This is a genomic window from Microcella sp., from assembly GCF_019739195.1.
In the GTDB taxonomy this organism is placed as follows: Bacteria; Actinomycetota; Actinomycetes; order Actinomycetales; family Microbacteriaceae; genus Microcella.
Window position 1 is genome coordinate 99,200 of the sequence record NZ_JAHHDS010000001.1, and the last position, 16,302, is coordinate 115,501.

The window sequence follows — 16,302 nt, forward strand, 5'->3', positions numbered from 1 at the left end:
ATGAGCACGAGCACGCTCACGCTCGACGACGTCGTGCACACGCCCGACGGAACGACCGTGATGGTGTCGGCCGGGGGTGTCGAACGCACGATCGCCCTGGGTGGTCTGGGTCCGCTCGTCGTTCAGCAGGCCGTCGATAGGTTGCACGCCGCTCTCGAAGCGGGCATGAGCCTCGATGACGTAGCCCTTGAGCTTCCGTTCGTCGACGTGCCCTGCCGTACGCAGCGACTCGCCGGCCTCGACGGAGCCCTCTTGCTCGACGACACACATGCGGCCTCGCCCGACGAGGTGCGGGGGTCGTTACGCGTGCTCGCTGATCTCGGGCGCTGCGGGCTGCGGACCGTCGCGGTCATCGGGCCGCTGCAGGTCGACGAGCACGATCGTCTCGATGAGCACGACGCGCTCGGCCGTATCGTCGTGCGTCTCGACGTCTCGCAACTGGTCGTGATCGGGGTAGCGGCGCGTCATCTTTATATGGCGGCAAGCCTCGAAGGTTCGTGGAACGGCGAGTCAGTGCTCTTCGACGACGCGGCGAGCGCGTACGATTTCGTGCGTGCGACGACTGGGCCGAACACCGTGATCCTCGTCAGCGGCGGCACCCACCGAGCCGAGCTGGCCGAACTCGTGGCCCGATTGCGCGAGGGCGCCTCGTGATCGCGCTGCTCATGGCGGGCGCGTTTTCGCTCGCCTTCACACTGTTCATGACGCCCCTTTTTATTCGGCTGTTCGAGCGCATCGGCTGGGGCCAGTTCATTCGCGATGACGGCCCGCAGTCGCACCACACCAAGCGGGGCACGCCGACGATGGGTGGCATCGTCTTTCTGCTCGGGGCCGTACTTGGTTACTTCTTTGGCCACGTGGTCACGGGCGAGCGCATCACCGCGAGCGCCCTGCTCGTACTGCTGCTCATGGTCGGGCTCGGCATCATCGGCTTCATCGATGACTTCACCAAGACCCGCAAGCAGCGCAGTCTCGGGCTCGGCGGCTGGGCGAAGATCGCGGGTCAGGCGATCGTCGCGACGGGTTTCGCGGCTCTCGCACTGTCGTTCCCCGACGAGAACGGACTCACTCCGGCATCGACCGCGATCTCGGCCGTGCGCGACATCGAATGGCTCGACTTCGCCGTGTTCGGCTCGATCGGCGCTGTGATCGCGTTCGCGATCTGGGTCAACATCATCGTCGTGAGCACCTCCAACGCCGTGAACGTGGCCGACGGCCTCGACGGTCTCGCGACCGGAGCGTCGATTCTCTCGGTCTCGGCATACATCTTCATCGCCTTCTGGCAGTTCAACCAGTCGTGCAGCAACATCGCCCTCGACCCTGCCAACGAGTTCCGGTGCTACGACGTGCGCGATTCGCTCGACCTCGCGATCGTCGCCGCGGCGATCGCCGCGAGTCTCATCGGCTTCTTGTGGTGGAACACCTCGCCCGCGCAGATCTTCATGGGCGATACCGGTTCGCTCGCGATCGGCGGCGGCCTCGCGGCGCTGGCCATCCTCACCCGTACTGAACTGCTGCTCGTGCTCATCGGGGGCCTCTTTCTGATCGTGACGGGCTCGGTCATCGTGCAGCGCGCCTACTTCAAGATCACCAAGGGCAAGCGCATCTTCCTGATGAGCCCCCTGCATCATCACTTCGAGCTGAAGGGCTGGGCCGAAGTGACGGTCGTCGTGCGCTTCTGGCTCATCGGCGGATTCTTCGTGGCGCTCGGGGTGGGCCTGTTCTACCTCGAGTGGGTCAGTCAGTAGCCGTGGGGCGCCCCGATGAGCTGACCAGCTGGCACGACGACTGGTCGGGCCTGCGAGTGCTCGTGCTCGGTCTGGGAGTCACCGGCTTCTCGGTCGCCGATACTCTCGCCGAGCTTGGGGCTCGAGTGCTGGTCGCGGCTCGCCAGCCCGACGAGGACCGGGCGCGTATTCTGCCCGTCATCGGTGTCGACCTGCTCGCGCTTGACGACGAACTGGCCGTGCCGCCAGATCTCGATGCGCTCGACCCGCAGCTCGTCGTGGTCTCACCGGGTTACCCGCCCGAACACGCGCTCATCACGTGGGCGCGTGACCGAGGCACGCCCGTGTGGGGGGACGTCGAACTCGCGTGGCGACTGCGCGACAAGGTGGCTCCCGCAGCCGAGTGGATTCTCATCACGGGCACGAACGGCAAGACCACGACCACGCAGTTGACCGCCACGATGCTGCTCGACGACGGCCGCCGCGTGGCGCCGTGCGGCAACATCGGCGTTCCGGTTCTCGATGCGATTCGCGACCCGGCCGGCTTCGACGTGCTGGTGGTCGAGCTCTCGAGCTTTCAATTGCACTGGATGCCCGTCTCGGGCCCCGGCGCCGTGCATCCGCTCGCGAGCGCCTGCTTGAACCTGGCCGACGACCACTACGACTGGCACGGCAGCGCTGCCGCCTACGCCGCGGCGAAAGCCAAGGTGTACGCCAATACGCGCGTCGCCTGCGTGTACAACCTCGGCGACGAGGCGACCATGCGCATGGTGGAAGAGGCCGAGGTCGCGGAGGGATGCCGAGCTATCGGCTTCGGCGCTGCGGTGCCCACGCCGAGCAATGTGGGAGTGGTCGACGAGTTCATCGTCGACCGGGCGTTTCTCGACGACCGGCAACGCAGCGCGCTCGAGCTCGCGTCGCTCGACGACGTCATGACGGCGGGCCTCGCCACGCCCCACGGTCTTGCCAATGTGCTCGCGGCGGCGGCGCTCGCTCGCGCTGCGGGCGCCGAGCCCCGCGCCGTGCGCGACGCTCTGCGCCACTTCACTGTCGACGCGCATCGCACGCAGCTGGTGCTGACGGAAGGGGAGATCGCCTGGGTCGATGACTCGAAGGCGACCAACCCGCACGCTGCCGCGTCGGCGCTCAGCGCCTATCGATCGGTGGTGTGGATCGTCGGCGGGCTGCTCAAGGGCGTCGATGTCGCGCCGCTCGTGCAGTCGCACCGCGACCGACTGCGGGCGGTCATCGTCATCGGTTCCGACCGTGCGGCGGTGCGCGCGGCATTCGAGCGACACGCCCCCGAGCTGCCGCTTTTCGAGGTCGAGCAGGAACAGACTGACGGTGTGATGCCTGCCGCTGTACGGCTGGCAGCCGGAGTCGCGCACGCAGGCGACACCGTGTTGCTCGCACCGGCTGCGGCATCGATGGACCAGTTCGCCGACTACGCCGATCGAGGCAACCGATTTGCCGCAGCGGTCAGGCAGCACGTGAAGGGAGAGTCGGATGACTACCGTCCGACCCCCGCGCCGCGGGGCGACTGAGCCTACTCCCGAGCATCGGCCGCGCGCCGTCGTCGTCGCTGTGCGGCGACTCTTCGGTGCCGACCGCTCTGACGTCATGCTCGTGCAGGGCACGACGATCTTCCTCGTGCTCTTCGGCCTCGTCATGGTGCTCTCGTCGTCGGCGGTGACGTCGAGTCAGAACAACGAGGGCGATTTCTTCGCCGTCTTCGCCCGACAAGGACTCTTCGCGCTCATCGGCATTCCGCTCATGCTCATGGTTGCGCGCCTGCCCGCGGTGTTCTGGCGTCGCTGGGCGCGCATCGCGGTCATGGTCGCACTCGCCCTCCAGTTGCTCGTCTTCACCGGTCTGGGCTACGACTACGGCGGCAACCAAAACTGGATCTCGATCGGCGGGCTCACCGCTCAACCGAGCGAGTTCTTGAAGTTCGCTCTCGTGATCTGGCTCGCGACCGTGTTGGCCGACCGGGCAGACGGCTTCAGTGACTGGCGCAGCGTGCTCGTGCCCGCGATACCCGTTTCGGGCCTCGCGATCGCGATGGTGCTCGCGGGTCAAGACCTCGGCACAGCATCCATCATGGTGGTCATCGTGCTGGCCGCCCTGTTCTTCGCAGGCGCACCGCTCGGCAAGCTCGCGGTCATGGTGATCGTGCTCGCCGCGGGCGCCGTGGCCTTCGCCTTCTCGAGCACGTCGCGCTCGAACCGCATCGACGTATGGCTCAACGGCTGCACGCCCGAAGACTACGAACTCACCTGCTGGCAGTCGATCCACGCGCTCTGGGCGATGGGCTCGGGGGGCATCTTCGGCCAGGGGCTGGGCAATTCGGCAGCGAAGTGGCGTTGGCTGCCGCACGCCGAGAGCGACTTCATCTTCGCGATCATCGGCGAAGAACTCGGGCTGGTGGGCGCGCTTGTGGTGCTCGCCCTCTACGCCGTGCTGGCCGTCGGACTGATCCGTCTCGTGCGCGGCCACACTGATCCGTTCCGGCGAATCGCAACCGGCGCCGTTCTCGCCTGGATCATCGGCCAGGCATTCGTGAACATCGCCGTGGTGCTCGGTCTACTGCCGGTTCTCGGGGTGCCGCTGCCCTTCATCTCGGCGGGCGGCACCGCGCTCGTCTCGTCGCTCGTCGGCATCGGCATGGTGCTCTCGCTCGCGCGAAGCCGACCGAGCGCCCCGCGCACCGCCGGAGTATCGTGACGACCGCCCTGCTCGCAGGAGGGGGCACAGCCGGTCATGTGAACCCGTTGCTCGCCCTGGCTGAGCACTGGAAGGCCGTCGAGCCCGAGGTCTCGATCATCGTGCTGGGCACCGCCGAAGGCCTCGAGTCGCGGCTGGTACCCGATCGCGGTTTCGAGCTGCAGACGATCGAGCGCGTGCCGTTTCCGAGGCGCCTGAATCGGGATGCGCTGAGGTTTCCGAGTCGTTTTCGCGGCGCGGTGCGTCGCGCTCGGGCGATCATCCGCGATCGGGGCGTCGACGTCGTCGTGGGGTTCGGCGGCTACGCCTCGGCGCCGGCGTACCTGGCGGCTCGTCTCGAGCGCGTGCCGATGATCGCTCACGAGGCCAACGCGCGCCCGGGCATCGCCAACAAGCTGGCGGCGCGCCTCGGTGCCGCCGTCGGCACGACCTTCGCCGGCACCCCGGTGCGCGGCGCGCGCGTCGTCGGCATGCCGTTGCGCCGCGAGATCGTCGAGCTTAATCGCGTCGCGACGCGCCCTGAGGCGCTGCAGCATTTCGGTCTCGACCCCGCGCACCCCGTGCTGCTCGTCACCGGCGGCTCGACCGGCGCTCGTCGCCTGAATGAGACGATCAGCGACGCAGCGGCTCGCATTCTCGGTGCGGGATGGCAGGTCGTGCACCTGACGGGAACCGGCAGAGGCGGTACGGATCCTGACCTGCCGGGGTTCGTGAGCCTGCCGTACTGCGATCGCATGGATCTGGCGTTCGCCGCCGCTGACCTCGTGCTGTGCCGGGCGGGCTCGGCCACGGTGAGCGAGCTCACCGTGCTCGCGCTGCCGGCCGTGCTCGTGCCCTATGCCGCGGGCAATGGCGAGCAACGGCTCAACGCCCGCGGCATGGTGGCAGCAGGAGCCGCGAGACTCGTCAATGACGCCGCGGTCTCGCCGCAGTGGGTGGCGGACGACCTCGTGCCGCTACTCATGGATCGGGCGGCCATCGCGCGCATGGCCGCGGCAGCGCAATCGCTTGACCGGCTTGATGGCGCAGCCGAGCTGCTCGCGCTCGTGCGCGAGCACCAGTCGCCGTCGAAGCGCGTAGGGTGATCGGCGATGATCAAGCCTGACCCTGCACTCGTTCTTCCTGCCTCGCTCGGGCGGGTTCACTTCGTCGGCATCGGCGGCTCGGGCATGAGCGGCATCGCCCGCATGATGCATGCGCGGGGCATGGCAGTGACGGGCTCTGACCGTTCGGAGTCGGCGGCGGTGACGACCTTGCGCGAGCTGGGAATCGAGGTGCAGATCGGCCACGACGCGCGCAACGTCGGCGATGCCGACACCCTCGTGGTGACCGGTGCGCTCTGGCTCGACAACCCCGAGTACCAGGAGGCGCTGAGTCGAGGCATGCCCGTGCTGCACCGGGCCCACGCGCTCGCCTGGCTCGTGCGCGAGGAGCGGTTGATCGCTGTTGCTGGCGCGCACGGCAAGTCGACGACGACCGCGATGCTGGTGACGGCACTGCGCGCGCTCGATCTCGACCCGAGCTTCGTGAACGGGGCGGTCATTCAGGCGGCGGGCACGAGCGCCGCGTGGGGCGAGGGCGAGCTCTTCGTCGTCGAGGCCGATGAGTCAGACGGTTCCTTCTTGCTCTACGACACCGCAGTCGGCATTGTGACGAACATCGACACCGATCATCTCGATCATTACGGCAGCGCGGATGCTCTCGCCGACGCCTTCGTCGAGTTCGCGTCGCGCGTGCACGAGTTCGTGGTGCTCTCTGCCGACGACGAGGGCACGGTGCGCGTGCGCGAGCGCCTCGACGGCGCGGTACGAGTGCTCTCTTTCGGCGAGGCCCCTGGCGCCGACGTGCGACTCGCCGCCGTGTCAGACGAAGGCCCCGTCGCCTACACCGTTGAGGTGAGCGGTGTCAGCTACGACGGAGCGCTCGGCGTGCCTGGCCGTCACAACGCGCTCAATGCCGCGGGTGTCGTCGCGATTCTCGTCGGCCTCGGCATCGAGCCCGCCGCGGCTGTCGGCGCCCTCGACGGCTTCTCAGGCACGCAGCGCCGATTCGAGTCGCATGGGCTCGCTGACGGTGTGCGACTCTACGACGACTATGCGCATCACCCCACCGAGGTGGCAGCCGCTCTGCAGACAGCGCGCTCCGTGGTGGGCGCCGGTCGCGTGATCGCCATCCATCAGCCGCATCTCTACAGCCGAACGCAGGCGATGGCCGCCGAATTCGCCGCTGTCTACGAGCGCGATGCCGATCACACGGTCGTGCTCGATGTGCACGGTGCGCGAGAAGACCCCATACCGGGTGTCACCGGAGCCCTCGTGGTCGACCGCTTCGCCGACGCGTCGAAGGTCGACTACCGGCCCGAGTGGTCGCAGGCCGCGCAGCGCATCGCAGAGATCGCCCGACCGGGCGACATCGTCATGACACTCAGCTGCGGCGATGTCTACCGCATCATCCCGCTCGTGCGGGAGGCGCTCGATCACCGCGCCACCGGAGCCGTCACGCCGTGAAGCGGCCCGAAGGGCACGATCGCGCGCCGCGCAGGGAGCCCCCGGCACCCGCACCGCGACAGACACGTGCCCCGCGGTCGTCGACGCCTCGGTCGAGCGGTGCCGAGTCGACACCGCCGCGTGCCCGCGCCGAAACGGCTCGCGCACCGCGCCAGCGCGCGTCAGACCAGCGAAACCCTGACGTCGACCAGAGTGATCGCGCTGCCCGCGCCGCCGCGCGCGCTGCCGCTCGAGAGCGCCGCGCCGCCGAGCGCGCCGAGCGTCGTCGATTCACTCGCCGCGGTCGACGGCGCCGCCTGATCGGCGCGGGAGTCGTGCTCGCGCTGCTCGGACTCATCGGGGGCGTGGCCCTCGTGACCCTCTCTCCGCTCATGGCGCTCACGACGATCGTGGTCGCCGGCACAGAGCGTCTCGACGCGAATGTGGTGCAGTCGGCCCTCGACGATCATCGGGGCACGCCACTGGCGCTGCTCGACGAGGGCGGCATTCGCAACGATCTGGCCCAGTTCGCGCTCATCAGGTCGTACTCGACCGAGGTCGTCCCTCCGCACACTCTCGTCGTGAGGGTGGTCGAGCGGCAACCCATCGGTGCGGTCGCGCGCGGCGCTGTCTGGGATCTGGTCGACGCGGCGGGCGTGGTGGTCGAGTCGTCGCCAGAACGCCCCGCGGGCATCCCGTCGCTCGCCGTCGATGCCGCTGATCCGGATGCCCTGCCGTTCCGCAGTGTCGCTGCCGTGCTGCTCGCACTCCCGAGCGAGTTGCGCGAACGCGTCGACGTGATCTCGGCGACCACCCGCGATGACGTGAGCTTCAGCATGATCGGGGCGGGGCACCGCGTGATCTGGGGGAGCGGGGAGCGCTCGGAGTACAAGGCGCGGGTGCTCGCGGCGGCGATCGGCGCGACCGATCAGGGGGTCGCCTGGGAGTACGACGTCTCGGCGCCCGACAGCCTGGTCGTGCGGCGGCTCTGAACGCACTGTGAGCGGCGGCCGTGTGCGCGCGACACGCGGCGTGCCTGCGGGGCCCCGCTCGCTGTGAGCCCTACCGTCGTCTCAGCAGTACATACTGAGCATAACTTTAGCCTTCAACTCGAAGGTTAATGTTTACCGCGGAAGGCTCCGACGTGACCTCGAACCAGAACTACCTCGCCGTGATCAAGGTCGTCGGCATTGGCGGCGGCGGCGTCAACGCCGTCAACCGCATGATCGAGCTCGGGCTGCGCGGGGTTGAGTTCATCGCGATCAACACCGATGCCCAGGCGTTGCTCATGAGCGATGCCGACGTCAAGCTCGACGTCGGTCGCGACCTGACGCGCGGACTCGGCGCCGGTGCCGACCCCGAGGTCGGTCGTCGCGCGACGGAGGACCACGCCGAAGAGATCGAGGAGGCGCTCGCGGGCGCCGACATGGTATTCGTGACGGCGGGTGAGGGAGGTGGCACCGGAACCGGCGGCGCCCCCGTCGTCGCGCGCATCGCGAAGTCGATCGGCGCACTCACGATCGGCGTGGTCACCAAGCCATTCGAGTTTGAGGGCAAGCGGCGCCAGGCGCAGGCCGACTCGGGCGTGGCCTCGCTGAAGAACGAGGTCGACACCCTCATCGTCGTGCCCAACGACCGACTGCTCGAGATCTCTGATCGCGGCATCTCGATGCTCGAAGCCTTCGCGACGGCCGACCAGGTGCTGCTCGCCGGCGTGCAGGGCATCACCGACCTCATCACGACCCCGGGCCTCATCAACCTCGACTTCGCCGACGTCAAGAGCGTCATGCAAGGAGCGGGCTCGGCCCTCATGGGCATCGGCTCGGCTCGCGGCGCCGATCGCGCCATCAAGGCGGCCGAGCTCGCCGTCGCGAGTCCGCTGCTCGAAGCGAGCATCGACGGCGCCCACGGCGTGCTGCTGTCGATCCAGGGCGGCTCGAACCTCGGCATCTTCGAGATCAACGACGCCGCCCGGCTCGTGCAAGAGGCCGTGCACCCCGAGGCCAACATCATCTTCGGCGCGGTCATCGACGACACCCTCGGCGATGAAGTGATGACCGCGCCGAAGATGATGTTGGCCTCGGGGTGCACGGCCTCTTGCACGAGCCGGGCGGCGTCGTTGATCTCGAAGATGCCGAGGTTCGAGCCGCCCTGGATCGACAGCAGCACGCCGTGGGCGCCGTCGATGCTCGCTTCGAGCAGCGGACTCGCGACGGCGAGCTCGGCCGCCTTGATGGCGCGATCGGCGCCGCGAGCCGAGCCGATGCCCATGAGGGCCGAGCCCGCTCCTTGCATGACGCTCTTGACGTCGGCGAAGTCGAGGTTGATGAGGCCCGGGGTCGTGATGAGGTCGGTGATGCCCTGCACGCCGGCGAGCAGCACCTGGTCGGCCGTCGCGAAGGCTTCGAGCATCGAGATGCCGCGATCAGAGATCTCGAGCAGTCGGTCGTTGGGCACGACGATGAGGGTGTCGACCTCGTTCTTCAGCGAGGCCACGCCCGAGTCGGCCTGCGCCTGGCGCCGCTTGCCCTCAAACTCGAATGGCTTGGTGACCACGCCGATCGTGAGTGCGCCGATCGACTTCGCGATGCGCGCGACGACGGGGGCGCCGCCGGTTCCGGTGCCACCTCCCTCACCCGCCGTCACGAATACCATGTCGGCGCCCGCGAGCGCCTCCTCGATCTCTTCGGCGTGGTCCTCCGTCGCGCGACGACCGACCTCGGGGTCGGCACCGGCGCCGAGTCCGCGCGTCAGGTCGCGACCGACGTCGAGCTTGACGTCGGCATCGCTCATGAGCAACGCCTGGGCATCGGTGTTGATCGCGATGAACTCAACCCCGCGCAGCCCGAGCTCGATCATGCGGTTGACGGCGTTGACGCCGCCGCCGCCAATGCCGACGACCTTGATCACGGCGAGGTAGTTCTGGTTCGAGGTCACGTCGGAGCCTTCCGCGGTAAACATTAACCTTCGAGTTGAAGGCTAAAGTTATGCTCAGTATGTACTGCTGAGACGACGGTAGGGCTCACAGCGAGCGGGGCCCCGCAGGCACGCCGCGTGTCGCGCGCACACGGCCGCCGCTCACAGTGCGTTCAGAGCCGCCGCACGACCAGGCTGTCGGGCGCCGAGACGTCGTACTCCCAGGCGACCCCCTGATCGGTCGCGCCGATCGCCGCCGCGAGCACCCGCGCCTTGTACTCCGAGCGCTCCCCGCTCCCCCAGATCACGCGGTGCCCCGCCCCGATCATGCTGAAGCTCACGTCATCGCGGGTGGTCGCCGAGATCACGTCGACGCGTTCGCGCAACTCGCTCGGGAGTGCGAGCAGCACGGCAGCGACACTGCGGAACGGCAGGGCATCCGGATCAGCGGCATCGACGGCGAGCGACGGGATGCCCGCGGGGCGTTCTGGCGACGACTCGACCACCACGCCCGCCGCGTCGACCAGATCCCAGACAGCGCCGCGCGCGACCGCACCGATGGGTTGCCGCTCGACCACCCTCACGACGAGAGTGTGCGGAGGGACGACCTCGGTCGAGTACGACCTGATGAGCGCGAACTGGGCCAGATCGTTGCGAATGCCGCCCTCGTCGAGCAGCGCCAGTGGCGTGCCCCGATGATCGTCGAGGGCCGACTGCACCACATTCGCGTCGAGACGCTCTGTGCCGGCGACCACGATCGTCGTGAGCGCCATGAGCGGAGAGAGGGTCACGAGGGCCACGCCCCCGATGAGTCCGAGCAGCGCGAGCACGACTCCCGCGCCGATCAGGCGGCGCCGTCGACCGCGGCGAGTGAATCGACGACGCTCGGCGCGCTCGGCGGCGCGGCGCTCTCGAGCGGCAGCGCGCGCGGCGGCGCGGGCAGCGCGATCACTCTGGTCGACGTCAGGGTTTCGCTGGTCTGACGCGCGCTGGCGCGGTGCGCGAGCCGTTTCGGCGCGGGCACGCGGCGGTGTCGACTCGGCACCGCTCGACCGAGGCGTCGACGACCGCGGGGCACGTGTCTGTCGCGGTGCGGGTGCCGGGGGCTCCCTGCGCGGCGCGCGATCGTGCCCTTCGGGCCGCTTCACGGCGTGACGGCTCCGGTGGCGCGGTGATCGAGCGCCTCCCGCACGAGCGGGATGATGCGGTAGACATCGCCGCAGCTGAGTGTCATGACGATGTCGCCCGGTCGGGCGATCTCTGCGATGCGCTGCGCGGCCTGCGACCACTCGGGCCGGTAGTCGACCTTCGACGCGTCGGCGAAGCGGTCGACCACGAGGGCTCCGGTGACACCCGGTATGGGGTCTTCTCGCGCACCGTGCACATCGAGCACGACCGTGTGATCGGCATCGCGCTCGTAGACAGCGGCGAATTCGGCGGCCATCGCCTGCGTTCGGCTGTAGAGATGCGGCTGATGGATGGCGATCACGCGACCGGCGCCCACCACGGAGCGCGCTGTCTGCAGAGCGGCTGCCACCTCGGTGGGGTGATGCGCATAGTCGTCGTAGAGTCGCACACCGTCAGCGAGCCCATGCGACTCGAATCGGCGCTGCGTGCCTGAGAAGCCGTCGAGGGCGCCGACAGCCGCGGCGGGCTCGATGCCGAGGCCGACGAGAATCGCGACGACACCCGCGGCATTGAGCGCGTTGTGACGGCCAGGCACGCCGAGCGCTCCGTCGTAGCTGACACCGCTCACCTCAACGGTGTAGGCGACGGGGCCTTCGTCTGACACGGCGGCGAGTCGCACGTCGGCGCCAGGGGCCTCGCCGAAAGAGAGCACTCGTACCGCGCCGTCGAGGCGCTCGCGCACGCGCACCGTGCCCTCGTCGTCGGCAGAGAGCACCACGAACTCGTGCACGCGCGACGCGAACTCGACGAAGGCGTCGGCGAGAGCATCCGCGCTGCCGTAATGATCGAGATGATCGGTGTCGATGTTCGTCACAATGCCGACTGCGGTGTCGTAGAGCAAGAAGGAACCGTCTGACTCATCGGCCTCGACGACGAAGAGCTCGCCCTCGCCCCACGCGGCGCTCGTGCCCGCCGCCTGAATGACCGCCCCGTTCACGAAGCTCGGGTCGAGATCGAGCGCGCGCAGTGCCGTCACCAGCATCGCGGTCGTCGTCGACTTGCCGTGCGCGCCAGCAACAGCGATCAACCGCTCCTCGCGCACGAGCCAGGCGAGCGCGTGGGCCCGGTGCAGCACGGGCATGCCTCGACTCAGCGCCTCCTGGTACTCGGGGTTGTCGAGCCAGAGCGCACCGGTCACCACGAGGGTGTCGGCATCGCCGACGTTGCGCGCGTCGTGGCCGATCTGCACCTCGATTCCCAGCTCGCGCAAGGTCGTCACCGCCGCCGACTCCGAACGGTCAGAGCCCGTCACTGCCATGCCCCGCGCATGCATCATGCGGGCGATGCCGCTCATGCCCGAGCCGCCGATGCCGACGAAGTGAACCCGCCCGAGCGAGGCAGGAAGAACGAGTGCAGGGTCAGGCTTGATCATCGCCGATCACCCTACGCGCTTCGACGGCGACTGGTGCTCGCGCACGAGCGCGAGCAGCTCGGCTGCGCCATCAAGCCGGTCAAGCGATTGCGCTGCCGCGGCCATGCGCGCGATGGCCGCCCGATCCATGAGTAGCGGCACGAGGTCGTCCGCCACCCACTGCGGCGAGACCGCGGCGTCATTGACGAGTCTCGCGGCTCCTGCTGCCACCATGCCGCGGGCGTTGAGCCGTTGCTCGCCATTGCCCGCGGCATAGGGCACGAGCACGGCCGGCAGCGCGAGCACGGTGAGCTCGCTCACCGTGGCCGAGCCCGCCCGGCACAGCACGAGGTCAGCGGCGGCGAACGCCAGATCCATGCGATCGCAGTACGGCAGGCTCACGAACCCCGGCAGGTCAGGATCCGTACCGCCTCTGCCGGTTCCCGTCAGGTGCACGACCTGCCATCCCGCACCGAGAATGCGAGCCGCTGCGTCGCTGATCGTCTCATTCAGGCGACGAGCGCCGGTCGAGCCGCCGGTGACGAGCAGCACGGGGTGCGCGGGGTCGAGACCGAAATGCTGCAGCGCCTCAGGGCGCGTCGCGACGCGATTAAGCTCGACGATCTCGCGGCGCAACGGCATGCCGACGACGCGCGCGCCGCGCACCGGGGTGCCGGCGAAGGTCGTGCCGACGGCGGCACCGAGGCGCGCCGCCAGCTTGTTGGCGATGCCCGGGCGCGCGTTGGCCTCGTGAGCGATCATCGGCACGCGCTCGAGACGAGCCGCCAGGTACGCCGGCGCCGAGGCGTAGCCGCCGAACCCCACGACGACGTCGACGCCCCGATCGCGGATGATCGCCCGAGCGCGACGCACCGCGCCGCGAAAACGACTCGGAAACCTCAGCGCATCCCGATTCAGGCGCCTCGGAAACGGCACGCGCTCGATCGTCTGCAGCTCGAAACCGCGATCGGGTACCAGCCGCGACTCGAGGCCTTCGGCGGTGCCCAGCACGATGATCGAGACCTCGGGCTCGACGGCCTTCCAGTGCTCAGCCAGGGCGAGCAACGGGTTCACATGACCGGCTGTGCCCCCTCCTGCGAGCAGGGCGGTCGTCACGATACTCCGGCGGTGCGCGGGGCGCTCGGTCGGCTTCGCGCGAGCGAGAGCACCATGCCGATGCCGACGAGCGACGAGACGAGCGCGGTGCCGCCCGCCGAGATGAAGGGCAGCGGCACCCCGAGAACCGGCAGTAGACCGAGCACCACGGCGATGTTCACGAATGCCTGGCCGATGATCCAGGCGAGAACGGCGCCGGTTGCGATTCGCCGGAACGGATCAGTGTGGCCGCGCACGAGACGGATCAGTCCGACGGCCAGCACGGCGTAGAGGGCGAGCACCACAAGCGCGCCCACCAGCCCGAGTTCTTCGCCGATGATCGCGAAGATGAAGTCGCTCTCGGCGTGCGGCAGCCAACGCCACTTCGCTGCCGAATTGCCCAGCCCCTGGCCGAAGATGCCCCCCGAGCCCATCGCCCAGAGCGCGTGGATCGACTGCCAGCAGGTGAGTTCGTAGTCTTCGGGCGTGCAGCCGTTGAGCCATACGTCGATGCGGTTCGAGCGCGACGTGCTCGAGAAGGCGAAGGCCACGGCGCCCGCGGCGAGCACGATCACCATGACCGCGAGCTTGCCGAGCGGTGCGCCTGCGAAGAACAGGGCGGCCAGCACGATGACCACCATGATGGATGCTGTGCCGAGGTCTTGACCCGCGAGCACCATCGCGATCGCGAGGCCCGAAACGGGTATCGCGGGCACGAGCACGCTGCGCCAGTCACTGAAGCCGTCTGCCCGGTCGGCCAACACGGTCGCGAGCCAGATCACGAGAGCGAACTTCAAGAACTCGCTCGGTTGAGCGGTGAGCCCGCCGATCGAGATCCAGTTTTGGTTGCCGCCGTAGTCGTAGCCCAGACCGGTGAAGACGAGCAACTGGAGGGCGAGTGCGACCATGACCGCGATGCGCGCCCAGCGACGCCAGAACACCGCGGGCAGGCGCGCAACCATGAGCATGAGCGGAATGCCGATGAGCGCGAAGAGTCCTTGTCGGGCGAAGACGGCGAAGAAATCGCCCTCGTTGTTCTGACTCGACGTCACCGCCGACGACGAGAGCACCATGACGAGGCCGAAGAGCACGAGGAAGATCGTCGTGCCCTGCACGAGCATGACGTCAGAGCGGTCGGCACCGAAGAGTCGCCGCACAGCGACGACGACGGCGCGCGGCCGATGCTCGGGAGTAGGCTCAGTCGCCCCGCGGCGCGGGGGTCGGACGGTAGTCATCCGACTCTCCCTTCACGTGCTGCCTGACCGCTGCGGCAAATCGGTTGCCTCGATCGGCGTAGTCGGCGAACTGGTCCATCGATGCCGCAGCCGGTGCGAGCAACACGGTGTCGCCTGCGTGCGCGACTCCGGCTGCCAGCCGTACAGCGGCAGGCATCACACCGTCAGTCTGTTCCTGCTCGACCTCGAAAAGCGGCAGCTCGGGGGCGTGTCGCTCGAATGCCGCGCGCACCGCCGCACGGTCGGAACCGATGACGATGACCGCCCGCAGTCGGTCGCGGTGCGACTGCACGAGCGGCGCGACATCGACGCCCTTGAGCAGCCCGCCGACGATCCACACCACCGATCGATAGGCGCTGAGCGCCGACGCGGCAGCGTGCGGGTTGGTCGCCTTCGAGTCATCGACCCAGGCGATCTCCCCTTCCGTCAGCACCAGCTGCGTGCGATGCGCGTCGACAGTGAAGTGGCGCAGAGCGTCGCGCACGGCGCGGGGCTCGGCGCCCGCAGCGCGAGCGAGCGCCGCCGCCGCGAGCACATTGGCAAGACCGTGGGGCGTGGCGAGGCCCGCCGTCATGACGTCGTCGAGCGACGCGAGCTCGAGCGCGCTGCGTTGCCGGTCGTCGAGAAACGCCCGGTCGACGATGAACTCGTCGACCACTCCCACATTGCTCGGCGTGGGCACCGCAGCGCCGAAGCCGATAGCTCGGCATCCCTCCGCGACCTCGGCCTCTTCCACCATGCGCATGGTCGCCTCGTCGCCGAGGTTGTACACGCAGGCGACGCGCGTATTGGCGTACACCTTGGCTTTCGCCGCGGCGTAGGCGGCAGCGCTGCCGTGCCAGTCGTAGTGGTCGTCGGCCAGGTTCAAGCAGGCGCTCGCGAGCGGATGCACGGCGCCGGGGCCCGAGACGGGCATCCAGTGCAATTGAAAGCTCGAGAGCTCGACCACCAGCACGTCGAAGCCGGCCGGGTCGCGAATCGCATCGAGAACCGGAACGCCGATGTTGCCGCACGGCGCCACGCGGCGGCCGTCGTCGAGCAGCATCGTGGCGGTCAACTGCGTGGTCGTGGTCTTGCCGTTCGTGCCCGTGATGAGAATCCACTCGGCTGCGGGAGCCACCTTGTCGCGCAGTCGCCACGCGAGTTCGACGTCCCCCCACACGGGCGTGCCTCGGTCACGCGCCCACGTGATGAGCGCGTGTTCGGGCGGGTAACCCGGTGAGACCACGACGAGCTGCGGGTCGAGCGCATCGAGATCTGGCGGCACGGCCAGTTCGTCGTCAAGCGCGAGCAGGTCGACACCGATGACGGGCAGAATACGCGCCCGGTCCTCGTCGGGCTGGCGAGCCGCGACCAGCACTCGAGCCCCAAGCTCGGCGAGAGTATCGGCGACCGAGAAGCCGGTGACTCCCAGACCGAGCACGAGCACTCGCAGGCCCGACCAGTCGTCGTGCCAGCTGGTCAGCTCATCGGGGCGCCCCACGGCTACTGACTGACCCACTCGAGGTAGAACAGGCCCACCCCGAGCGCCACGAAGAATCCGCCGATGAGCCAGAAGCGCACGACGACCGTCACTTCGG

Annotated in this window: 14 protein-coding genes and 2 pseudogenes; 9 read left to right on the forward strand and 7 right to left on the reverse strand. The window is 68.7% G+C overall.

What is annotated here, in order from left to right; translation table 11 throughout:
- The 9 genes and pseudogenes from KL788_RS00525 to ftsZ (KL788_RS00565) form a co-directional block, all read left to right on the forward strand.
- Positions 1-654 carry a glutamate ligase domain-containing protein gene (locus tag KL788_RS00525; protein ID WP_293167531.1) on the forward strand — a complete coding sequence of 218 codons (654 nt, stop codon included), beginning with the start codon at positions 1-3 and terminating at the stop codon, positions 652-654.
- Positions 651-1,748 (forward strand): phospho-N-acetylmuramoyl-pentapeptide-transferase, encoded by a 1,098-nt coding sequence (gene mraY, locus KL788_RS00530; RefSeq protein ID WP_293167533.1) that lies wholly within the window; start codon positions 651-653, stop codon positions 1,746-1,748. The genes KL788_RS00525 and mraY overlap by 4 nt, the downstream gene beginning before the upstream one ends.
- Positions 1,749-1,750: 2 nt before the next feature.
- Positions 1,751-3,271 carry a UDP-N-acetylmuramoyl-L-alanine--D-glutamate ligase gene (murD, locus tag KL788_RS00535; RefSeq protein WP_293167535.1) on the forward strand — a complete coding sequence of 507 codons (1,521 nt, stop codon included), beginning with the start codon at positions 1,751-1,753 and terminating at the stop codon, positions 3,269-3,271.
- Positions 3,234-4,451: a putative lipid II flippase FtsW gene (gene ftsW / locus KL788_RS00540; protein ID WP_293167537.1), complete on the forward strand. Its 1,218-nt coding sequence runs from the start codon at positions 3,234-3,236 to the stop codon at positions 4,449-4,451. Before murD (KL788_RS00535) ends, ftsW (KL788_RS00540) begins: the two co-directional genes overlap by 38 nt.
- Complete coding sequence (locus KL788_RS00545; RefSeq protein ID WP_293167538.1) at positions 4,448-5,536, forward strand: UDP-N-acetylglucosamine--N-acetylmuramyl-(pentapeptide) pyrophosphoryl-undecaprenol N-acetylglucosamine transferase; 1,089 nt, start codon at positions 4,448-4,450, stop codon at positions 5,534-5,536. The genes ftsW (KL788_RS00540) and KL788_RS00545 overlap by 4 nt, the downstream gene beginning before the upstream one ends.
- Positions 5,537-5,542: 6 nt before the next feature.
- Positions 5,543-6,958 (forward strand): UDP-N-acetylmuramate--L-alanine ligase, encoded by a 1,416-nt coding sequence (gene murC, locus KL788_RS00550; protein ID WP_293167540.1) that lies wholly within the window; start codon positions 5,543-5,545, stop codon positions 6,956-6,958.
- Positions 6,959-7,078: 120 nt separating this feature from the next.
- Positions 7,079-7,258: a hypothetical protein gene (locus KL788_RS00555; RefSeq protein WP_293167542.1), complete on the forward strand. Its 180-nt coding sequence runs from the start codon at positions 7,079-7,081 to the stop codon at positions 7,256-7,258.
- Positions 7,259-7,272: 14 nt separating this feature from the next.
- Positions 7,273-7,929 (forward strand): FtsQ-type POTRA domain-containing protein, encoded by a 657-nt coding sequence (locus KL788_RS00560; protein ID WP_293167544.1) that lies wholly within the window; start codon positions 7,273-7,275, stop codon positions 7,927-7,929.
- A 152-nt stretch (positions 7,930-8,081) separates the two neighbouring features.
- Positions 8,082-8,990, forward strand: a pseudogene (gene ftsZ / locus KL788_RS00565) (cell division protein FtsZ); the annotation flags it as partial.
- Here the strand turns inward: ftsZ (KL788_RS00565) and ftsZ (KL788_RS00570) are convergent.
- From ftsZ (KL788_RS00570) to murD (KL788_RS00600), 7 genes and pseudogenes are all read right to left on the reverse strand, one after another.
- Positions 8,990-9,874 (reverse strand): annotated as a pseudogene (gene ftsZ / locus KL788_RS00570) (cell division protein FtsZ); the annotation flags it as partial. The pseudogenes ftsZ (KL788_RS00565) and ftsZ (KL788_RS00570) overlap by 1 nt on opposite strands.
- 152 nt (positions 9,875-10,026) lie before the next feature.
- Positions 10,027-10,683, reverse strand: coding sequence for an FtsQ-type POTRA domain-containing protein (locus KL788_RS00575; protein WP_293167544.1), 657 nt, complete (start codon positions 10,681-10,683; stop codon positions 10,027-10,029).
- Positions 10,684-10,697: 14 nt separating this feature from the next.
- Positions 10,698-10,877, reverse strand: coding sequence for a hypothetical protein (locus KL788_RS00580; RefSeq protein WP_293167542.1), 180 nt, complete (start codon positions 10,875-10,877; stop codon positions 10,698-10,700).
- Positions 10,878-10,997: 120 nt separating this feature from the next.
- Positions 10,998-12,413 (reverse strand): UDP-N-acetylmuramate--L-alanine ligase, encoded by a 1,416-nt coding sequence (gene murC, locus KL788_RS00585; protein ID WP_293167540.1) that lies wholly within the window; start codon positions 12,411-12,413, stop codon positions 10,998-11,000.
- Between the two features lie 6 nt (positions 12,414-12,419).
- Positions 12,420-13,508 carry a UDP-N-acetylglucosamine--N-acetylmuramyl-(pentapeptide) pyrophosphoryl-undecaprenol N-acetylglucosamine transferase gene (locus tag KL788_RS00590; protein ID WP_293167538.1) on the reverse strand — a complete coding sequence of 363 codons (1,089 nt, stop codon included), beginning with the start codon at positions 13,506-13,508 and terminating at the stop codon, positions 12,420-12,422.
- A complete protein-coding gene (ftsW, locus tag KL788_RS00595; protein WP_293167537.1) occupies positions 13,505-14,722 on the reverse strand; it encodes a putative lipid II flippase FtsW in 1,218 nt (405 codons plus the stop codon). Before ftsW (KL788_RS00595) ends, KL788_RS00590 begins: the two co-directional genes overlap by 4 nt.
- On the reverse strand, positions 14,685-16,205 hold the full coding sequence (gene murD / locus KL788_RS00600; protein ID WP_293167535.1) for a UDP-N-acetylmuramoyl-L-alanine--D-glutamate ligase: 1,521 nt from the start codon (positions 16,203-16,205) through the stop codon (positions 14,685-14,687). Before murD (KL788_RS00600) ends, ftsW (KL788_RS00595) begins: the two co-directional genes overlap by 38 nt.
- Positions 16,206-16,302 lie beyond the last annotated feature (97 nt).